The 20595-nt window shown below is 67.3% G+C and carries 15 protein-coding genes and 1 pseudogene; 5 read left to right on the top strand and 11 right to left on the bottom strand.

Features of this window, described 5'->3' with window-relative positions:
* Positions 1 to 49: 49 nt before the first annotated feature.
* The 3 genes and pseudogenes from ACO1BU_RS25090 to ACO1BU_RS25080 form a co-directional block, all read right to left on the bottom strand.
* Complete coding sequence (locus ACO1BU_RS25090) at positions 50 to 682, bottom strand: hypothetical protein (RefSeq protein WP_424138721.1); 633 nt, start codon at positions 680 to 682, stop codon at positions 50 to 52.
* Positions 683 to 761: 79 nt separating this feature from the next.
* Positions 762 to 1270 (bottom strand): annotated as a pseudogene (locus tag ACO1BU_RS25085) (IS5 family transposase); the annotation flags it as partial.
* Positions 1271 to 1401: 131 nt separating this feature from the next.
* Entirely contained in the window at positions 1402 to 3555 is a 2154-nt protein-coding gene (locus tag ACO1BU_RS25080; protein ID WP_424138708.1) for a Calx-beta domain-containing protein, read from the bottom strand.
* Positions 3556 to 5131: 1576 nt separating this feature from the next.
* Here ACO1BU_RS25080 and ACO1BU_RS25075 point away from each other — a divergent pair.
* A complete protein-coding gene (locus tag ACO1BU_RS25075; RefSeq protein WP_424138707.1) occupies positions 5132 to 5686 on the top strand; it encodes a hypothetical protein in 555 nt (184 codons plus the stop codon).
* Between the two features lie 165 nt (positions 5687 to 5851).
* Here the strand turns inward: ACO1BU_RS25075 and ACO1BU_RS25070 are convergent, their stop codons facing one another.
* A complete protein-coding gene (locus ACO1BU_RS25070; RefSeq protein WP_424138706.1) occupies positions 5852 to 8209 on the bottom strand; it encodes a heavy metal translocating P-type ATPase in 2358 nt (785 codons plus the stop codon).
* Between the two features lie 303 nt (positions 8210 to 8512).
* On the opposite strand from ACO1BU_RS25070, the gene ACO1BU_RS25065 reads away from it, so the two are divergent.
* Positions 8513 to 9226 carry a CBS domain-containing protein gene (locus tag ACO1BU_RS25065; RefSeq protein WP_424138705.1) on the top strand — a complete coding sequence of 238 codons (714 nt, stop codon included), beginning with the start codon at positions 8513 to 8515 and terminating at the stop codon, positions 9224 to 9226.
* A 625-nt stretch (positions 9227 to 9851) separates the two neighbouring features.
* On the opposite strand, the gene ACO1BU_RS25060 is transcribed toward ACO1BU_RS25065, so the two are convergent.
* The 5 genes from ACO1BU_RS25060 to ACO1BU_RS25040 form a co-directional block, all read right to left on the bottom strand.
* Positions 9852 to 10043, bottom strand: a complete 192-nt coding sequence (locus ACO1BU_RS25060; protein ID WP_424138704.1) for a hypothetical protein — start codon at positions 10041 to 10043, stop codon at positions 9852 to 9854.
* 43 nt (positions 10044 to 10086) lie between these two features.
* Positions 10087 to 10842, bottom strand: a complete 756-nt coding sequence (locus ACO1BU_RS25055; RefSeq protein ID WP_424138703.1) for a hypothetical protein — start codon at positions 10840 to 10842, stop codon at positions 10087 to 10089.
* 320 nt (positions 10843 to 11162) lie between these two features.
* Positions 11163 to 11330 carry a hypothetical protein gene (locus tag ACO1BU_RS25050; RefSeq protein ID WP_424138702.1) on the bottom strand — a complete coding sequence of 56 codons (168 nt, stop codon included), beginning with the start codon at positions 11328 to 11330 and terminating at the stop codon, positions 11163 to 11165.
* Positions 11331 to 11345: 15 nt separating this feature from the next.
* Positions 11346 to 11507, bottom strand: coding sequence for a hypothetical protein (locus tag ACO1BU_RS25045; RefSeq protein WP_424138701.1), 162 nt, complete (start codon positions 11505 to 11507; stop codon positions 11346 to 11348).
* Positions 11508 to 12055: 548 nt separating this feature from the next.
* Positions 12056 to 12751: a helix-turn-helix domain-containing protein gene (locus tag ACO1BU_RS25040; RefSeq protein WP_424138700.1), complete on the bottom strand. Its 696-nt coding sequence runs from the start codon at positions 12749 to 12751 to the stop codon at positions 12056 to 12058.
* A 341-nt stretch (positions 12752 to 13092) separates the two neighbouring features.
* On the opposite strand from ACO1BU_RS25040, the gene ACO1BU_RS25035 reads away from it, so the two are divergent.
* Positions 13093 to 13584, top strand: coding sequence for a response regulator transcription factor (locus tag ACO1BU_RS25035; RefSeq protein ID WP_424138699.1), 492 nt, complete (start codon positions 13093 to 13095; stop codon positions 13582 to 13584).
* 89 nt (positions 13585 to 13673) lie between these two features.
* On the opposite strand, the gene ACO1BU_RS25030 is transcribed toward ACO1BU_RS25035, so the two are convergent.
* Positions 13674 to 14360, bottom strand: a complete 687-nt coding sequence (locus ACO1BU_RS25030; protein WP_424138698.1) for a response regulator transcription factor — start codon at positions 14358 to 14360, stop codon at positions 13674 to 13676.
* Positions 14361 to 14371: 11 nt separating this feature from the next.
* Positions 14372 to 17362, bottom strand: a complete 2991-nt coding sequence (locus ACO1BU_RS25025; protein ID WP_424138697.1) for a PAS domain S-box protein — start codon at positions 17360 to 17362, stop codon at positions 14372 to 14374.
* A gap of 473 nt (positions 17363 to 17835) precedes the next feature.
* Between ACO1BU_RS25025 and ACO1BU_RS37765 the strand changes: the two genes are divergently transcribed.
* Together ACO1BU_RS37765 and ACO1BU_RS37760 are read left to right on the top strand one after the other, a co-directional pair.
* Positions 17836 to 18510, top strand: a complete 675-nt coding sequence (locus ACO1BU_RS37765; RefSeq protein WP_481133239.1) for a P-type ATPase actuator domain-containing protein — start codon at positions 17836 to 17838, stop codon at positions 18508 to 18510.
* Positions 18511 to 18519: 9 nt separating this feature from the next.
* Positions 18520 to 20532: an HAD-IC family P-type ATPase gene (locus ACO1BU_RS37760; protein ID WP_481133238.1), complete on the top strand. Its 2013-nt coding sequence runs from the start codon at positions 18520 to 18522 to the stop codon at positions 20530 to 20532.
* The last annotated feature ends 63 nt before the right edge of the window (positions 20533 to 20595 follow it).

The following is a 20595-nucleotide window of genomic DNA, read 5'->3' as shown; positions in this document are numbered from 1 at the left end:
CCCGGTGCATGAAGATAGCGGCCGGACGCCACCGCGCTCCTGACCCGTGCTAACGCGTCGTCGATGGCATCGCCGTGCGGCGTCTTCGCCCAACAACCGCAAGATCGAAACCGATAGGCTCGTAGCCGACGATGCCCTGCTGGGCGCAGAGCCCCTTGATGCGGTCCACGTGCCGGCCACGCTCCTTGATCAGGTTCTGCCGTTCCCGGTGCGGCCGGCGTGTATCTTCCTCCTCGACCGTCGGCACCCGCACCACGGACCAGACGCGGCCCTCGCCGCGGTGATGGGCCATGAGGCTTCGCAGAAGCGCCTGGACGTCAATGCGGTCAGTCTTCGCCCTGCGAGCCCGGCGGTCGACATGGATGCTGGCCGGGTCGACCACGTGGTTCACGACACCCGCAGTCGTCAGGGCCCGATGGAGCCAGAAGCCGTCATGCCCAACCTCGTGGCAAGCCAGCACGGGCACCTCGCTCCCAGAAGACTCTGCCGCGGCATGGCGAGCCCGCGCAATGAACGCGATGAGCCCAGCTGCATTACCTGCCGGTAACCGATGGAGTGAGATCCGGTCGCCGGCCAAGCCGCGTATCGCCACCAGCCAGCCCTTCTTGCTGAGCTCCACCGCCACGTAGACCGCCCGCTTTACGCCGGCGTCTGTCGTGACCTCTGTCGCTGCCGATCCCATTGCCCACGCTCCTCTGCTTCCGCCAGGGATGCCGGCATCTTGCCTCCAATCCGGTCGCCAATGCCCGCCTGCATAGGATCTTGTCGCCGATGAGGACCTTGGCCCGGGGCAGGCTGGATAGCATCTGCGCCGCGCCCTTGTGGTCGCTCATCTGACCTTCGGAGAGGAGAAGGACCGCGGGGCGGCCCTGACCGTCGCAGACGGCGTGGAGCTTGGAGTTCAGGCCGCCTTTGGTGCGTCCAATACGGCGGGGAACAGTCCCTTTTGGAGGAGGCTAGCGGCCGTGCGGTGCGCCTTGAGGTGAGTGGCGTCAATCATGAGCCGGTCCGGCTCGCCTTTGCGCCCGGCGAGCCCGGCGAAGATGCGGTTGAACACGCCGAGGCGGCTCCATCTCACGAATCGGTTGTAGAGGGTCTTGTGCGGCCCGTACTCGGCCGGGGCATCGCGCCAGCGCAGCCCGTTGCGGATGACGTGGATGATGCCGCTGACCACCCGCTGGTCATCCACCCGCGGCACCCCGTGCGGGAGCGGGAAGTAGGGCGCGATCCGCCGGATCTGCGCCTTTGTCAGCCAGAACAGGTCAGTCATGGTAGCACCTCCGGCCGCCTTGGAATCAGCCAATTAGATCAGGCGCTACCCCGAATTAACGGGTCCTGAGCCTAAGCGAGATTGTACGCCACGCCCAGCATTCGCGTCGTTCTGGAGCAGGTCACAGATGGTCAGGCGAACGTAAACCAATCGGCCAAGAGTGCTGAAGGCTGCAAGTCTCGAAGGGTAAGTGTTTGCCCCGCGTAGTGCAGCGCGGTGCCACCAGCACCGTCACTCGTGGCAGTGGCTATTAGCGCTGCAACATCGCTCTCGGTGGAGACTTCGATCCGGTCCCCCTCGCTTGAGGCAATCCGGACATCAGATACTTCAGCAGAAGTTACGAGCACGCCGGAGTGGCGCTCGAACCGCTCGGATTCGATAACCAGCTTCTCTATATTCCGCCAGCCCAGATGAAAAACTCTGTTACCCACAGTCGTAGAGATCTCTTCGACGATCTGGCCGCCAGAATAGGCTCTGATGAAGACCCGGAGGTCCAGAATTGACCCCGGGGGGGCACCGCCGAATGCAGAGAGATCAACGCTGCCGGGATCCGCGACATAGACGCTGCGCAGATTGAAGACCTCGCCCGGTGCGTAACGCCCGTCTGGCAGGGAGGCGAGCACCGTGTCCTCACCAGGTGAGAAGTCAGTGATGCTGTCATCGCCCTCGGACAGCGCAAAAGTGTCGGCCCCAGCTCCCCCGGTCATGATGTCATCTCCGGAGCCACCAAAGAGCCAGTCAGCCCCGGCGTCACCCCAGAGCTCGTCCTTACCGCTGCCTCCATGGAACTGGTCATCGCCATCCCCGCCATGGAGCTGGTCTTTGCTGTCGTCGCCATAAAGCAGATCGTTCCCGCCCTCACCCCAGAGCCGATCTTTTCCACCGTCTCCGTGGACCACATCGTCGTCCTCGCCACCGCGGATTTCGTCTTTGCTGCCGCCACCGTGAAGCAAGTCGTTCCCAGTCTCACCCCAGAGCCGGTCCTTTCCATCGTCTCCGTAGATCACGTCAGCACCGCCGCCACCGCGGATCTGGTCTTTACCGCCACCACTGCGGATGAGGTCAGCGCTCGAGGCTGCTGGACCACCACTGACGCCTGGCGACACAGAGGTGCTGTCGATGACGTCATTCCGGTTCGTACCGTTGATCTGTCGCACGCCGTCGTCATTCAGGATCGTGAGCGTGGTCCAGCCTTTACCGATCGGCGCCGATTCCCCTGTCGTGGAGCCTGATCCCTGCGCGCCAGCAATGCGCACCGTGAAAGCCTCGTCCAGTTCGAGTTGGCCGTCACCCCGCACAGCCACATCCAGTGTCTTCTTCGTCTCACCCGGAGCAAAATGGAGCGCGACCGCTTCAAAGCCATTGGCTAAGTCACTCGGATCGGCAGTATTGGGGCTGCTCGCATCTGGTTCCACCAAAAGGAAGACACTCGTGGGCTGATCGAGATCTCCTCCTGCGCGGTTTACACTTAGGTGAAACACAGCACCGGTGTTGCCATCACCCTCGGGCACCACAGCAGTGCTGACGAAGATGGAATGCTCGGGCAGGGGGTCATCGTCACTGATGCTGCCCTCTACGACCGACGGTCCTCCGATCGTGGCGTTGAGGCCGTCGTACAATGCTAGGGCGAACGCCTCGCCCCGTTCGTGCCGGGTGTCATCCGCGATTTGGTAGGTGACGACTTTGGTCGTCTCGCCCGGTTCGAAGATGACAGTTCTGGGCGAGATGTCCCCCACAAAGTCGCCCTTGCCGGCGACGCTGCGCGTTCCGGCGACTGAGATGAAGTGCACCTCGACCGAGCTCACCTCATCCACCTGAGCGCGGCTCAGTATGACGTGGAAGCTGTCGCCTTCTGTAACTGGTCTCCCTGGGCCCTGGAGGCTGACCATCGGGCGGGATCCTGCGTCGTCGTTGCGGATTGTTGCATCAGCAGTAGATCCTGCCACGTTCAGGCGAAAGGTCTCGTCAGGCTCCGCGAATCTATCACCCCGGATCGGGACTAAGACTGTATCCTCGGCCTGCCCCGCAGACAGATGCAGCTCGCCTTGTCCCGTGAAGGGCTGCCCATCGGAAGTCACTGCGAAGTCACTTGCCCGAAGATAGGGACCATCGCTCAGGCTGATCTCTCCTGGACCTGTCCATGCGAGAAGAGAACTAACGCCGTAGTGCAGGGTCGCCTCGTCGGTTGGATTGGCACGTGTAATGGTAAAGCGGAACTCCGTCATGCCTGTGTTGCCCTCGTCTCTGACGGGCATATCCGTGTGAACGGTAAGCGTATCGCTCATCTACCGGGCTCCCAGTGCTAACTCAACCGAATGCTCGAACTCGGACCGCTGGTGCATCTCCGGGGCGCGTGATCGTAGCCCAGCCGTTGGCGCAGCTGGCCCGCAAGCGGTCCCGTGCAATGCGGTCCGTCAGGAAGGATCCACCGCAGCCAGGAGTGCAGCGGATTTTGCCGCTACACTCCTGCGCGGCCTCGCTGCGCCTCTATGAGGTGGGCGCCATGGCAAGCGGCTCCCGACGCCGCACGACCGATCTGCTGCCATTGGCGCCGACGAGCTCGACGGCCTCCAGGCCTGAGGGCCTCACGGGCCCGCAGTAGGACTTCCACTCGGACTGATCGAGCTTGCCCGTGCTCGTCACGATCTCCCATCAGCATCTCGGGGACGGCGGCATGGCCGCCTCCGGCCATCCTGCTGCGCCGGTAAATTGGTCCCATCGACGGAGGTCTGTCACTGACACAGATCAGCCCGCTCGGGCGTAATCAGGATCAATGAAGGGCGCATCGCGCGCGGTAACGGCGGAGAACCGGCCGGGTGCCGAGATGTGGGCGCGGGGCGGTCCGGCAGGACCGGCTCAGGCTCAGGCTCAGGACTCTGGATAGGAGTTCGGGCGGGCGCTCCGTCCCACGAGGATCCCAGCCCCCGGAATACGGGAAACGGCTTGATCGGGTGCTGAGCACGGCGGGAACGTAGGTGCAGATGACTTGGACGCGGATGATGAGTTTAATCTCACGCCTTCGGGTGGGGCCAGCCTGGTTATTGCTCTGGCGGTGCGCGCTCGCGTGGGCTTGCTGCTGGTCCAGTGGTGTACCGGCCGCGGCGCGTGCAGAGACTGTTTGGTCGCGCTGGTTCGGTGCCTGGGAGGTGTCGCTCGACTGGCAGCCAGAGGGCGGAACTTGCCTCTGGTCAACCTACGACGGGCGTCCTCCGAGCAACATCCGTAGGCTCACCTTTGCGATAAGCCGGACGAGTGACGTCGTCGTCATCGTCTCGGATCGGCGCGAGCCGATCCATCGTCTCCCTGCTGGGCCGAGCGCGACGCTTAAGCTCGGCGAGCAAACATACGCACTCGAGCTCGGCCTGGGCATCCCTCTGAGCGGCGTGCCGGGAGGCATGCTGATTGGCCAGCTCGCCGTAGGGAGGGCGTCGGACTTCGTGCACGATTTCGGACGGCGCCGCAATGGAGATCCGGGGCGTCTACAGGTGACAGACCGCTGGGTATGGCACTTCAGCCTTCGCGGCGCCGCCAGCGCAGCGGAGGAGGTAGCGTCGTGTATGGAAGTGCTCTCCCGCTCCAGGACGGGCTGAGAGCAGCAGGCCTGACCAGCCAGGCCGCTAACAGCCGCCGAACCACAGTGCCGGACCAGCTGCCGATTAGCATCCTGATGCAGATCAGTGCGTGGCGGCCGCGTGCATCACAGCGTAGGGTGGCCAAGCAGGAACGGAGGTCGAGATGCGACGCCGACACATGAGGGCTTACTCTGCCGCATGTCCGCTCATGCACAGCGGCTGGAGGGCCACTCATCACGCGGGCCGCAGTATGACCGGGCGGAAGCAGACATGCAGCATTGCAGCAGCGGTGCTGTTCAGCACCGCGGTGGTTTCCCAACCGATTCTGGCGAAGCCAGCTGACATGCATCCCTGCCCCGGCTACATCTCCGCCAACGCTGTGCGACCGCTGCCTCCCGATGCCCGGATCGATGTGCGACCGACCAGCGACAGCAGGATCGATCGCGCCCTGCGTGAGCAGGCACTCTTCGCTTTGCGTGCAGCCGGCAGGAACGTCGGAGAGCCAGCGACCCACGTCTTGTCCTGGCGCGGCAGCCTTGACGTCCAGGAGGGGGCGTCCTCGCTCCCGGAGCTTTATGGATCGGCGGAGGCGTCTCAGGGCAGCGACGACCTACGCTGGTTGGAGAACCTTCCCCGCCAGCCGTGGCGCCGCAGGGCAGCACCTCCTGTTAAGCTGCGCCTCGACGCCTTCGTCGAACTCCGTGATGTTGCCTCCGGTCGAATCGTCTGGACCGGCGTTCTCTCGTGCGAGCGACGCGGCGGTGATCAGGATGCCCTTATTGGGGTCTTGAGCAGGGCGGTTGCCCCGACGGTAGGGCAAACCATTTTGGGGCGTGAATTCTGAGGCGAGGGCACCCGCACTTGCGAGTGCGCTCCGCGTGTCTCGGGAGTCCAGCAAGCAAAGTTTTCTCCGGGGACGGGAAGCTTCGCTAGGCGGCAGGAGCGACTGCCGATGTGGGATCGGGAAGGGCCGCTCGCGCGGCTTGGACCGTCGGCCACCCCCGGGGGCCTACACGGCAACGGATGAACCGGGCGCTTGGTGCTCGTCCCCGATGGTTCTGGTGGCGCCTGCTGCCGGCCGAGGCTGCTCTGCCGGGCCATCGGCGAGATCCGCCAGCATCTCCTCCTCGACGCTCAGGTGCAGCCGCAACAGTGCCTCGAGGGCGAAGAGGGTCTGCCGCAGCTCGGGGGCCACTGCGTTCCAGCCATCCTCCCGGGTCGAAAGCTCAAGGAGGACGGACAGCCGCTCTGCAAGCGCCTCGATCTCGGCATGCATCCGGATCAACGGCGCCATCGGGTCCGTCCCGCCCAGGCGGATCGCTGCCTCTGGATAGAGGGTGCGCTCTTCCGCGTGCTGGTGCGGCAGCAACTCGTCGCGAAGCCTTGCGGCCAGCCCGGCGAGCTCAGGCACTTCCACCGGCTCCGTACCGATCGCCTGCGCAGCCTCACCGAGGGCCTCCGCCAGCTGGCGCAGACCGGTGTGTTCCTGGTACCGCTCGGCATAGCCGGACTCAGGCGGCAGGCCCGCTGGCTCTGCCTCCCCTGGCCCGGGGCGAAGCGCGGTCAGCGCGTAGAGGATGGCGAAGACGTCCACGGCCTCCTGGGTAACCGCGCCGGCGAGCGGGGTGAGCCAGCCGGCGGCCGCCACGGCCATCGCCGCGCCCGACATCCCCATGCCCACTGCGATGGCGCGCAAGGCAACGCGGCGCGAGCGCGCCGCGATGGCAACGGCGTCAGCCACCCGGTCCACGCGGTCGGTCAGAAGCACCACCTCGGCCGCCTCCGCCGCAGCGGCGGTACCGGCAGCGCCCATGGCGACGCCGACGTCGGCTGCGGCCAGTGCGGGCGCGTCGTTCACGCCGTCTCCGACCATCATGGTTGGCGCGGCCGCCACCTCGGTTCGCACGGCCGCGATCTTGTCCGCCGGTGCTTGGTCGGCGAGGACCGCGTCGAGACGCAGTGCGCGGCCGACCGGGGCAGCCGCGGCCGCGCGGTCACCGGTGACCAGGACGACTCGTTGCACGCCGAGCGCGCGCAGGCGACGCACTGCCCTCGGCGCCTCGCGCCGCAGCCCGTCGGCCATGACGAAGGCAGCCGCTACTTTGCCGTCCGCGGCCAGCCAGGCGACCGAGCTGGCTGCGGCGGCGACCTGGGCCGTCAAGGCAAAGCCCGCCTGCGGGTCGATCCCGGCCGCCTGGAGGAAGCCCTCGGATCCGAGCAGGAGCGCGTGACCCTCGACCAGCCCGGTAAGTCCGTCGCCCGATGCCTCCCGGACGTCCTCGGGAGTAGGCAGGTCGACGCCTCGGGACCTGGCGGCGGCGACGAGCGCCGCCGAGATGGGGTGGGTGGAGCCCTGCGCCAGCCCAGCGGCGAGCTGCAACGCCGCGTCCCGCCCCAGGGCGGGGGTGGCATCCACGGCAGCCAAGCGAGGGCGGCCGGGCGTCAGGGTCCCCGTCTTGTCGAACAGGACCGTCCTCACCCGGGCTAGCCGCTCCAGCGCGCCGCCGCCCTTCACGACGACGCCCCGCCGCGCAGCACGACTGACCCCGGCGACGAGGGCCACCGGCGCCGCGAGGATGAGCGGGCAGGGGGTGGCCACTACCAGGACCGAGAGGGCGCGTACCGGGTCGCCGGTCAGCGCCCAGGCGCCGGCTGCCAGGACACCGGTGAAGACGGCGAAGGCTGCGGCCCAGCGGTCCGCGAGCCGGACGAGCGGGGCTCGGGCGGCCGCTGCGTCGCGTGTCAGGCGCAGGATGGCCGCGTAGGTGCTGGCCTCCGCGTCGCGCTCGGCGCGGAACCGGAACGCCGCGCCGGAGTTCACCCCGCCGCTGCGCAGGCGCGCGCCGTGGCGAAGTTCCACCGGCAGCGGCTCGCCGGTGAGCGCGCTCTCGTCAATCGTCGCCGCCGCGTCCGCCAGCGCGCCGTCGGCGGGTACGGTCTCGCCGGGGCGAACCAGGAGGAGGTCGCCCGGGCGGATGGCGGCCACGTCGATCTCCTCAATGGCCGTGGCACTAACCCGGGCCGCCCGGCGAGGCGTGCGCGCCATGAGGTCCGTGAGTGCCCGCGTGGCCCGTCCCTCGGCCCAGCCCTCCAGGGCCTCGCCCCCAGCCACCATGAGGCCGATGACCGCGGCGGCGGCGGCCTCACCCAGAAGGACGGCGCCCAGGAGGGCTGCGAGCGCAATCGCATCGACACCCACGCGCCCGGCAAGCACGGAGCGTATCAGTCCGACGCCAACATGCGCCCCGACCGGCAGCGCCGCCATCGCCCAGGTCAAGGACGCAGCTTCGGGCTTGCCGAGCATCTGGAGTGCACCGCCGGCGAGGAGGCCTGCGACCGCCCAGCCGAGAAGCAGGTAGCGCCTCATGGTGATCGGTCGTCCTTGCTGACCAGTTGGGGCGGCTGAACGGCGCGCTGAAGCTGCCCCGGCACGTCGCCAGCCTGCACGACTATAGCCCCGCGGCGGGCCACGGTGTCAGCGCCGCTCAACCATCTCACTGAGATCGAAGGCGGTGCGGCTTTCACGCCTCCGCAGGTCAGTCTCCGCCATCGCGGGCGACACTGTCGGGGATCTGGTGCCAACGCATCCATTAGCCTGATCTGGATCAGGGGATCTCCCGCGCCGCATCGGCATCCTGTCGCGAGGAACGCCACCCCACCGGAGGACGCCATGCAGACCAAGACCCTCGTTGCCAGTGACCTGATGACACGGGAGGTGGTCACCGCCCCCCCGACCATGCCGGTGAACATCCTGGCGCAGGTACTCGCCCAGCGTGGCATCTCGGCCGTTCCTGTCGTGGACGGGGCCGGGCAAGTGCTGGGGATCGTGACGGAGGCCGACCTGCTGAGACGGCTGGCAAGCGCGGAGGACCCGAAGCGGGGCTGGCTGTCACAGGTCCTCTCGAGTCAGGACCGACAGGCCGAGCGCTACGCGCGCACGCATGGCCGCACGGTGGGCGACATTATGACCACCGACGTAGTCGCCGTGGACGAGGGGGCGAGCGCCGAGCACATCGCCCACCTGCTGGAGGAGAGAGGGCTCAAGCGGGTCCCCGTCCTGCGGCAGGGCAAGCTGGTCGGGCTGGTCTCACGGGCCGACCTGCTGCGGGCGGTGCTGGACCCGCCGTCATCGATCAAGGCAGAGACCGAGACCGAGGATGACCGGATCCTGCGCGCGATCGAGGATGAGCGCGGGCGGCAACCCTGGTCCGAGGGCGCCTTCGTTTTCGCGGATGTCAGGAATGGCGTCGTGCGGCTCTATGGGGTCGTCCGCTCGGACGAGATCCGGAAGGGTATGTGCGTGCTGGCCAATCGTGTCGAGGGCGTGAAGCGGGTGGTCGACGAGATGAATGTCACGGCAGGCGTGATGATGCCGGGGCTGTAGGCCCTCCGGGACGCCGCCGTCCGTCAGCCAAGGGCCGAGCAGGGCCAGGCCGCGAGGCAGCAGCTCGGGGCCCTTCCTCCCGACCAGTGCGGGGCATGCCCTGGCACGGCTGTGATGCTGGTAGTGCGTCCCCGGTGGACGCGCTCATTCCCAATCCCGCAGCGCGCATGGACCAGGCGGCGTTGCCAGCCACGTGCCGTTATTCGAGGCGAAGCACGCCACGTCACGAGATGCCCCTTCGGTAATCCCAGGACAGCGGCGCTCTATCAAGCGGTCACGCCGCAGCTCGAGCACGGGTAGCCGGCAATGGAGACCGGCTATGCGGCTCGCTCAGCTCTTGACCGAGGAGGCCTGCGCCTGACCTCAGAACTGAGCGTCAGCGCGTCCCGGCGCTAGTCTCCTCCGCAAATGAGAGTGGAAACCGTGAGTCGAGCAGGATCGATGTTGCTATGTCTAGTTAGGCACGCACCGCCGAGTTCGGCCGCGTTCTGAGACGGAAGCTTCATTGGCCTGCAAACCATGCTGGCAGCGCGGCCATCCAGTGGCGCTGACGCATAGGCCGTTACGGCAGCATGCAGGAGAAGTCGGCGAACTCGGCACCGGCTTCGCTGCTGCCTCCGTCATCTCAGCGTTTGTCACGCCGGTCGCTGCTGCGGCCGAGCGCGCTGGGAGCGAGGGTGAGTAGGGCGAGCACCACGCAGGCGACCACGATGCCGAACAGCGCCTGGGCCACGGGGAAGCTCGGCGCTTCCCTGGACAGGAAGGCGGCCGCAAGGCCACCGCCGGCTGCAAGGATGATGCGGACAATAAGGCCCATTATATTCTCCTGTTTCTGCAGTGCCCAGACACCCGCAAACTTGCTAGTGGCTGAGCAGCCAACATTGCTGCAGCTGACTTCCCCTACTCTGAGCCGCGTCGCTGCGCTGGGCCGCTATGATGCCGGGCACCACGCTGGCGCCCGCGACGATCAAGTCTGCACCCAACTCCTGCGCGGCGAGGGTGATATGGTTAGCCCGGCGGGCGTCAGCGGGCGCCTGCCGTACAATCTCAGCGCGCACATCGTGTCGCGAGAGGTAGACGGCCACGTCGGACAGCCCCTCGCCTGCGCCGTCGCCGCTTGGAGTTGTGCCATGGACGGCTAGGATCTCTACTTGCTCCGCAAGCCTCATGATCGGCAGGGCCGTGGCAACGGCCCGCCGGGCCTGCAGCGTATCTCTCCAGGCGATGAGAATGCGCGAGGCATCCAACACGCAGGTGCGCTCCGGCACCAGGAGCACTGGGCGCCCGGCCGGACCGGCGGTTGCATCCAGTGGGCCGGGCAACTCGCCAAGGCGGAAACCCAGAACAAGCAGGTCGGCGGCTCGCGCCTCGCGCGCCAGCGCCGCGGTGAGGGGCGCCGCGAAGGCCCGCCACTCGCGGTGCCTCGCGGCCCTGCTGCTGATCGCGTGAAAGCTCCTACCGGCCGCTTGCAGCTCCTCTGCCGATGCAATCGGGTCGGCGGCGAGGCCGATCAACGTGGCCTCGAACCGGTCGGCCAAGTCAGCGGCCATCAGGATGCGGGCTTCCGATGAGCTGTGCCGCTCGACATGCACCAGGAGCACCTTGTAGCTCAACATCACTCCTCCCCTCCCGGCTGGATCTTGGCGTCTTTCGACCGACGGGATGATCTGCGGAAGAGTGCAGCACCCGGACGCGCAAGGGGCGCTGATCAGGATCAGCAGGAACGGGCGCGCCAGAAGCTCTGACGGCTCAACCGCCCCTCACGCGTAACGCGATCCCTCCTTCACGGCCTCGAGGAGGCCAGCATGCCTCCCGCCGCGAAGTCTCCTAGGCCTTGGACGAGACGCCAGATTAGCTCCGACGTGGATGGGAGGATCGCTTCGGGCTCCTCTGGCTCGGCCCTGAGGAGGATCGAGCAGACAGGATCGACTAACATCTAGAGCAGGGCAATGTGCAGGGAGCCGAGGATCAGGGGCAGGCCGAAGACCAATGGAAGGAATGCGAGGCCTGCGATCGGCACGTGCATATAGCCCATGGACTTCCGCAGGTTGCCGGAGACCCGCCACTCCATCCGAATGGAGCGGAAGTCGTCGTCCAGCAGCACGATGCTTGCGGCCTCTCAGACGACATCGGCCCCCCGTCCGCGCATGGCTACGCCAAGGTCGGCGGCCTTCAGGGGAGGTGCGTAGTTGAGGCCGCCACCGGTCATGCCGACCACCTCGCCGTCCGTCTTCAGCTTGAAGATGCGCAGCTTTTGCCCGGGCAAGATCCTGGTGGACACGGCCGCCGGGGGCGGGTGGGAACGGTCACCGCCTTCGCATGCGCGGCAACCTTCCGCACGAGCACGTCCCGCTCCAGGGCCTCAGGCGAGTCCAGCTCGCTCATGCTCTGCCTTATGGATGTCGGGCGCGCTGCTTGGTTTCAGGTCCGACGGGCGGAACCAGAAGGTGTCCCTTCGGCGCTGCGAGGCAACACGCAGATGAGCAGGGCCAACCTCATCGAGGCGCCGACCGCGGAGAGGGTGAGGGCCTGATCAGCTGCTGGTGGCGGCGCAGCGTCGAGGAGCCGCGGGCGTGCTGGCCTGCGGGGCGCCATCTCCGCCGGAGTCTGCAGGGCCACGGCACCGCTGCTGCAGTATGCGGTTTGGGAGACCCAGACGGGTGGGGCAGACCTGCTCTCGGACGCCTCAGCCCCCTGCGCCAGGATCAAGAGAAGGGCTGCAGCGCCGCTCAGGCTGCTGCCGCATCCGTGCCGGTGCATCATCGGATCTCCTCTGGGGACTGCGTCCCTCTCCTGGCCTGGGTGGCGTGTGCTCGGGGGCTGGACGGTTTATTCGTCGGCCTGATCTTCGAGTGCGTCCTGGTCGAGGATGCGCAGGCTGTGGCACCCCTGGTCGGCGATGATGCGCTTCTTGCGGAGGGTGGAGAGGACGCGGCTGACCGTCTCGGCCGTGAGGCCGAGGTAGTCGGCGATGTCGTAGCGCGACATCGGCAGGTCGACGGTGCCGGCAGATCCCTGGCCACGCTCGGCGAGGTCGAGCAGGAAGGCGGCGACGCGCTCGGTGGCGGTCCGGCGGCCAAGCAGGATGAAGCGGTCCTGGGCGGCGGCGAGCTTCTCGAGGGTGTAGGCCTGCCAGGACTGCGCGACAGCCGGGTCGCGGTCTACCCAGAGATTGATCTCGCGGCGGGGGAAGGCGACCAGCACCACGTCGGTGACGGCCTCGGCGAAGAAGCGGTGATGGCTGACGCCGTCGAGGCCGAAGAGTTCACCGGACAGGGCGAACTGGGCGACGAGGCGCCGGCCGTCCGGCAGCAGGCGGCAGGTGCGGACGGTCCCCGAGACGACCTTGTAGAGCTGGTCGGCCTTGTCACCCTCGGCGTAGATCTCGCGCCCGCGCTGGAGCCGCATGGTGCGCCCTGGGAGCGGATGGGACGTGAGGCCCGCCGCGGCAGCGCTCATGCCGAGCATGAGGAAGGGGAAGGCCGGAAGCGGCGTGGAGCTGCGGACGGCGCTGGCGACCTGCATCGGGATCTTCCACCTGCTGAGTTGGTGGATGCTGGTTAGCCCGCCGTCCCGGAGGCCGAATACTTGGGAAATCTCCTATACGCAGTTCTACGTAAGGCCAGCGGAACTCCCCAAGGAAAGAGACGCTGGGCCCCGACATGCCAGCCCAGCGAACGACCCGCTCAGCACTACGTAGAACTCCCAAGTGGCCGCAGTAGTGCCGCGAGGTCCATATTCCGGTTGTGGAGTGGAGCGGCGCCGAGAGCGACAGGTCACGAGCGCTGCATCCGGGCGACTTCACCCCGAGCCCTCCGACGATGAGGGTCCGGAACCCCGCTATGGCGGCGGCTCGGTGGAGCACGATGGAAAGGAAGTTTCAGGCCGTGTGCCCGAATGAGGTGCTCTCCTCTGCCCAGCTGCCCCTGGGTGGCGATGGCGGTGCTGAGACTCCGTCGAGCTATCCCGCCATTGTCTGCGTCGTCAGCCCGGATGCGGCCGTGCGGCGATCCCTGGTCCTCCTGCTGGAGGCTGAGGGGATTGAAACCCGCTCCTTCGCCTCAGCCGCCAGTCTCCTTTCAGAACTGTCCGCTCTCGGCACCAAGCCAACCGCGCGCCCGTGCATCTTGGTGGAGGAGCACCTTCCGGGAGGAGGAAGCGGTCTCGAACTGGCGCAGCGGTTGGCTGAAGCGGACCTGGATCTAACCACGATCGTCCTGAAGGCGGCGGTCCGCCCGGTGAGAGGCCGCCAGCTCAAGAAGGTTCCGGCCGGAGTCGTTTTCGCCGATCCCTTCCATGCGGATAACCTCCTGCAGGAGGTCAGGAGCGTGCTGGGATTTCAGAACCCGCGCCCTTGATTCCCCGGGTTCTTGGGCCAAGCGGGTCCAACGCGGTACTAGACCGCCATCGGGAAGTCGCGGAGGGACGCGGGCGGCTCCAAAGTCGTCTAGGGCGTGGCTGACGGGGCGCCGCGGGGGGCGGCCATGTCCGCGAGGACGCAGAGGCGTACCGCTTCGGCTAGGCTCCCGACGCCGAGGCGGGCCAGCAGCCGCAGGCGATGGACCTCCACGGTGCGCGGGCTGATGCCGAGTTCGTAGGCGATGACCTTGCTGGCCTTTCCCTCCATGGCCAGATCGAGAACCTCACGCTCGCGCGGAGACAGCGTCGCGATCAGGGCAGCAGCCCGGGAGATCTCTGGCCGCGCTCGACCTTCCCCTGCCGTAGTACTCGCCGCCTTTTCGGCATCTGGCGCGGCCAGCGCGGCCTGGGCAATCGTGAAGAGTGCCTCATCCTCGAATGGCTTCTCGATGAAGTCGTAGGCTCCGTCCTTCATGGCGCGAACGGCCATAGAGACGTCTCCGTGTGCCGTCATGACCACGATTGGGCGCTGGAATCCCTGTGCCCGCAGGCGCCTCAGCAACTCCAGCCCGTCCATCTCCGGCATGCGGACATCCGTCAGCACGCAGCCCGGCTCGCGGGCCAAGCCAGGCAGGGCGGCCAGGAACGCGACACCTGACGCGTGCGTCTCCACGGCAAGGCCGAACGAGGTCAGCAGGGTGGCGACGGCCCAGCACACGGCCTCATCGTCATCGATCACGTGTACGGCCTGGGCGGCTTCGGGGCCTGTCGCCATGGCGGCGTTCCTTACAGCATTGCTTCATCAGGGGCCGCCGCCGGCAGGGTAAGGCGGAACACGGTGCCGCCCCCCGGGTTCGGCTCGGCCCAGAGTCGCCCACCATGCGCCTCAACGATGGAGCGGCAGATCGAGAGCCCGACTCCCATGCCGCTCGGCTTTGTGGAGACGAAGGGCTCAAATAGCCGGGCGGCGACATGCGGGGAGAGGCCCGGACCCGTATCAGCTACGGCCAGCTCGACTTCCTCGGCTCCACGTGGGACAGCCGCAACGACCAGCTCGCGCCGCTCTGATCCCTCCTCCTCCGTCATGGCCTCGACGGCGTTGCGCATCAGGTTCAGCAGCACCTGCTGGATCTGGATGCGGTCCACCAGAACAGGGGGCAGGTCGCGGGGAAGGTTGAAGGTGACCTGAACGCCCCGCTGGCGCGCACCGACCAGACCCAGGGCGCTGGCCTCCTCGATCAGGCTTGGCAGCGTCTCCAGCTGGCGGTCGGCCTCTCCCTTGGCGACGAACTCGCGCAACCGACGCACGATCTGGCCGGCCCGCAGCGACTGCCCGACGGCCCGCTCCATCGCCTCGACGGCCCGCTCGGGCAGCGCCGGGCCGGAATTCGCACCCGCTGGTGCCGCCTGGGCCATCCGGAGGGCCGCCTTGACCGAGCTGGCGATGGCCGTCAGCGGCTGGTTCAGCTCATGGGCCAGGGCCGAGGCCATCTCACCCGCGGCGCTGACCCGCGAGACGTGCAGCAGCTCAGACTGCAACTCCTGCAGGCGGCGCTCCGATTCTTGTCGCTCAGTCAGATCCCTGACAAAGCCCGTGAAGAGGCGTCGGCCCGTTGAGCTGACTTCCCCGACGGTGAGCTCCATCGGGAAGGTGGAGCCATTGCGCCGCAGACCGGTCACCACGCGCCCGGTGCCGATGATCCGCCGCTCGCCCGTCCTCAGGTAGTGAGCGATGTAGCCGTCGTGGCGCTCCCGGTCGGGGCTCGGCATGAGCATGGAGACGTTTCGCCCGACGGTCTCCCTTGCAGGCCAGCCGAAGAGACGCTCGGCAGCGGAGCTGAACGAGGTGATGCTCCCGTGCTCGTCTATGATGATCATCGCGTCCGGGACGGTATCAAGAATGGAGCGCAGCTGCTGCTCCGCCTCGCGCAGGGCACGCTCGGCGCGGAATCGCTCCCGCAGCACGGCCATGTGCTGGGCGATGGTGCCGAGCAGGGCGAGATCCTCGTTCGAGAAGCGATCGTGTTGGCGCGTGCCGAAGGACAGCGTGCCGATCAGTCGCTCTCCCACCGCGAGCGGGAACGCCACGTAGGCCCGGACGCCCAGCCCGCGAACGAGGTCCAGCATTGGATCGTCCGACGCCTGGACGCCCTCCAGGTAGAGGGGGCTGCGGGTCTGAGCGACCACACCGCAAACCGCCGCGCCGAACCGGAGCCGCTCGATCTCGGGCCGGGCGGCGTCCGGAAGCCCGAACATGGCCACGAGCTGAAGCTCATCGCCCGCAGCCTCATCGACGAGGTAGCTGAAAGACAGGTCAACTCCCAGCCGTTCGGACAGGGAGTGGAACAGGGTTGCCAACACCTGGTCGGGGTCTGAACTGGCCAGGAGGCTGCCGGCCGCCTCGGACAAGGTCTGCAGACGCGCGGACCGGTCGAGGAGCTCCGCCCGGGTGCGCCAGAGAGGCGTGACGTCCACCATGGCCTCGACGATGCTGGCCGGCCACCCCTCGGCGTTTCGGCGTAGGGCCTTCCTTGTGGCGACGACGACTTCCTGCCCGGAGCGGATGCGATGCCGAACCTCGCCCGTCCACTCGCCGTGGCGTGCCAGGGCAGCCTCGATCTCTGGGAGGGGCACGGGGAACACGGTGCGAAGCAGCGCGTGGTAGCCACGCCCGACCGCGTCGTCTGCGGTCCAGCCAAACAGTCGCTCGCAACCTGCCGACCAGTACCGGATCGTGCCGTCCAGGTCACCTTCCATGAAGGCGCCGAGGTCCAAGGTGCTGAGCGTGTCGCGCAGCGCATCGGCGGTGGCCCGGCGCTCCGCCTCAGACCGGAGGGCTACGCGCGCCTCCGTGACCTGCCGCGTGCGGCGCACCGTCAGGATGACCAGCCCCACCAGGGTGAGCATCGCCGGCACGCCGAAGCCAGCCTGCCAGAAAAGCACCCGGCGCCAGCGGGCGACCACGGCCTCCCTTGTCTGGGTGACGGCTGTGAAGATGGGCCATCCTGCTACCCGCCGGAATGCCATCAGGCGCTCACTGCCATCAATGCCGGTTTGGCCCTCGGCGAGCGCGCGGTCAGCGCCGGTCGCCATGACGCTCCGAAGGGGGCTGTCTAGCGGGACGGGCGGAGGCGGATCCTCGAAGCCAGAGCTCCGGGCGAGCACCTCGCCATCCATCCGGATGAGCGCCACCGTCTGGTCAGATCTGTCAGCGATGCGCTGGAGCCCGAGCGCCACGTCGCCTGGGCGGAGCGAGACGAGGATCACGCCGAGGAATGGCGAGCCTTCTGGCGGTGGAGGCATGCTGCCCAGCACTGCCGCGCCGCGGCGCTCAGCAACCGCGAAAAATAGCTCACCGTCCAGGCGGCCCCGATAGACCTTGCTGACCGACGCGCCCGGTGCGTCAGCATGTCGTAGCTGCCCGAAGAAGTCGCGGTCATGAGCGCTCACGTCCCGGGGCACCGGGAACACGCTGCTGGCTACCAGCAGCCTTCCCTGGGTATCGAGCGCGTAGAGCGACTGGATGATGGGACGTGACGCGGAGAGCTGGGACAAGGCCCTGTGCAGTTCCGGCTCTCGCTCCCGGATCTGATCGTCGGACAGGCCACGCAGAAGCTCGTCTACACGGTCCACCAGCAGGGCGTGGCCGTCGAGCACTCGAGCCGCATACTCCGCCGCGGACCCAGCCGTGGCGCCCAACTCGGCGCGGGCTTGTTCCCAGACCTGTCCCCAAGCCATCAAGGCGCCGAGGGCAAGGATGCTGGCCGGCACGAGCACGGCCGTGGCCAGGAGCGCGACGAGGGTCCAGGCCTGCGATGGGGAAGGTCGATCACCAGCCCCCGGGCTAATCTTCGCTCCTGGTTGCCGCCCGGGGGCGGTCTGCGTGCTTCTCGGTAGCATCGCCAGAAGGCTGTTCAGGAATGACATTGCACCGGCCAGCCGATGTTCTCAGGGCCAGATCCCTCAATTTCCGATTATCGTGGCCGCGATAGCTGATCAAGATGTGATTTGCTTGGTGCCCAGCATGCTGGGGGCTGAGGAGCTGTCCAGCACTACCGAAGGGACCAGGGAGCTTCAGCCTCTCCCGTAAACCAGAACGCCAAGTCTGCGGTGCTTCCGAGTACCAGGAGCCACTCCAGGGCTGAAGTTCAACGGCCGCCCTGATCGGGATCAGCGCGGCGCGCTCTCAAGGATGCGCCCCAGCGTGGTGGGCCGGGGTGAGGCATAGCCTCGTCAGGAGGGGTCCCAGCATGACGATATATTCCAACAGCGCCTCAGCTCCTCTCCTGGCCCGTCCCGATCGCACGGGTTCTTCAAGCAAGCCGGCAGCGCCGTTTGATCTTCCGGAACGGTTCTGGAGTATTCCCTACTCTGAGGTCTTCCATGTACTGGACTGCACCCCAGATGGCCTGACCTCTGCTGAGGTGCCCGGGCGTCTCTCTATCTGCGGTCATAACCGGACCAATGAAGCGTCAAGACGCTACGTGCTGGCCCGGGTCGGGCGACGACTGGCAGAGCCCCTCGTGACCATCTTGCTGGTTGCGGCGGCACTCTCTGGGAGCACCGGTGACTGGGCCAGCTTCATCCTAATCCTCCTGGTCCTCGCCTCCTCGATCACGCTGGACGTGGTGCAGGAGCACCGGGCCGAAACGGCGGCCGAGGCACTGAAGCGATCCGTTGCCATCCGGTCACGAGCATGGCGGGACGGGAGCCTCGCGCAGGTTTCATCAGACGAAATAGTGCCGGGGGACATCCTGGAACTGCCCGCCGGTGACATGGTGCCCGCCGACGGGATCGTGCTGGAGAGCCGGGCCGCTCGCACCAACGAGGCGCTTCTCACCGGTGAGCCCTACCCCGTGGATAAGAGGGCAGGGCCGAGCGGGGCTGCGGTGGCCGCTGAGGCTGCCAACGCCCTGTTCGGGTGAACAACCCTGGTGAGCGGCGAAGCCCGCATGCTCGTCACCTCGACTGGCAGGCACACCCAGTATGGTGGCATCGCGGCCGCGCTCCGATCTGACGAGCCGCCAACGGCCCTTGAGCGCGGCCTACGCCGCCTGGGGATGCTGATCCTGCGGGTGACCGTCTTCCTCGCGCTCTTCGTGCTCCTCGTGCATCTGAGCTTCGGCCGGCCGGTGCTGGAATCGTTCCTCTTCGCTGTCGCCCTTGCCGTGGGGCTCACGCCGGAGCTCCTGCCCATGGTCACCACGGTTACCCTCTCGCGTGGGGCCATGCGCATGGCAGCACGCCGGGTAATCGTGAAGCGCTTGGCGGCGATCCACGACCTCGGCGCGATGGACGTGCTCTGCACAGACAAGACGGGTACTCTCACCGAGGCGACCATCAGCCTGGTCGGTCACCCTGGCCCGGACGGCTCCGATGCCGACCGAGTGCTCGAACTGGCAGCGGTGAACAGCCGCTTCGAGACCGGCGTCCATAGCCCGCTCGATGACGCTATCCTAGCCCGTGTGGACGAGCACCAGCTTGAGGGCTGGCGGCGCATCGCGGACGTCCCCTTCGACTTCGAGCGGAGGCGAGTCTCCGTCCTCGCCGAGAAGGGCGTGGGCCGCTTCCTGATCGTCAAGGGCGCGCCGGAGGACATTCTGGCGTGCTCCAGTTCGCTCGAGGCTGGGGACGGCGTGCGTCCGCTCGACGGGCCTGATCGGGCCCGCCTGGTAGCCCTGCTGGAGTCAAAGGCCGCGCAAGGCCTACGCTGCCTCGGAGTGGCATGGCGCAAGATGGAACTCGAGAGCGACCACCCCGGTGTGGGAGACGAGCACAACCTCGTCCTGGCAGGATTTTGCCTGTTCGCTGATCCGCCGAAGGAGAGCGCGGGCGCGGCCATCATCCGCCTGCGCTCGGCAGGCGTGCGGGTCAAAGTCCTTTCGGGGGATGCCGCACCAGCACTTCGGCACCTAGCATCGGCGCTCGGCCTGCCCTCTAAGGCCCTGCTGACCGGGCCGGAGATCGCGCGGCTCAGCGACGGGGCGCTGGCGGCACGGGCTTCCACGACCGACCTCTTCGCGCGTGTCACTCCAGACCAGAAGACCCGGATCATCCGGGCGCTGCAGGCGCGTAATCACACGGTTGGCTTCCTGGGCGACGGTATCAATGACGCACCCGCGATCCGCGCCGCTGACGCCGGCATGTCGGTGGAGGGCGCGACCGACGTGGCGAGAGCCGCAGCCGACCTCATTCTGCTCGCGCCGGACCTGGGTGTGGTCGCCGACGGGGTGGCTGAAGGGCGCCGCACCTCCGCGAACATCATGAAGTACGTGCGGATGGGGACCTCGTCCAATGTCGGCAACATGGTCTCCATGGCGTTCGCGTCGTTGTTCCTTCCGTTTCTGCCCCTCACAGCCCTGCAGATCCTCCTCAACAACCTGCTCTACGACCTCAGCGAGGTCGGGATTCCGTTCGACGAGGTGGAGCAGCGCGACGTGTGTCGCCCGCATGACTGGGACATGAAAGGAATCTTCCACTTCACCGCGATCATGGGGCCGCTCTCCTCGGCCTTCGACCTCCTAACCTTCGCGATCCTGATACTGGGCTTCAATGCTTCGCCGGAGACGTTCCGGGCGGCCTGGTTCCTCGAGTCGATGGCGACGCAGATCATGGTCGTCTTCCTAATCCGCTCGAGCGCGCCTGTCTGGGCGGCCTCCAAGCCGCATCCGTATCTGGTCGTCATGTCCCTGGGCGCGTTCGCGGGAGCACTGCTGCTGGTGTTCTCCCCGGTCGGCGCCTCGCTGGGCTTCTCCGCGCCGTCCTGGCCGCTCGTGCTGGTATTGACGTCCGTCGTCGTGGCGTATCTGGCAGCAGCCGAGGCGTTGAAGCACGTCGCGCTCAATTCGCAGCGCCGCCCTCGGCGAGGACATCATCGTTCTGCCAAGCAGCGGTGCGCAGCTGATGAGGGCTGCAGTCCAGCGCCGCCGCGCTCACGGCTGACGTAGATCAAGGGCAGCCCCGCCGGCTCGGTGCAGGATTGTCTCAGCGACGTGCTGGTCACGGCGGCC

It is taken from the genome of Roseomonas chloroacetimidivorans, assembly GCF_049629625.1.
Lineage (GTDB): Bacteria > Pseudomonadota > Alphaproteobacteria > Acetobacterales > Acetobacteraceae > Roseomonas > Roseomonas chloroacetimidivorans.
This window is presented reverse-complemented; position numbering and strand designations above follow the sequence as displayed.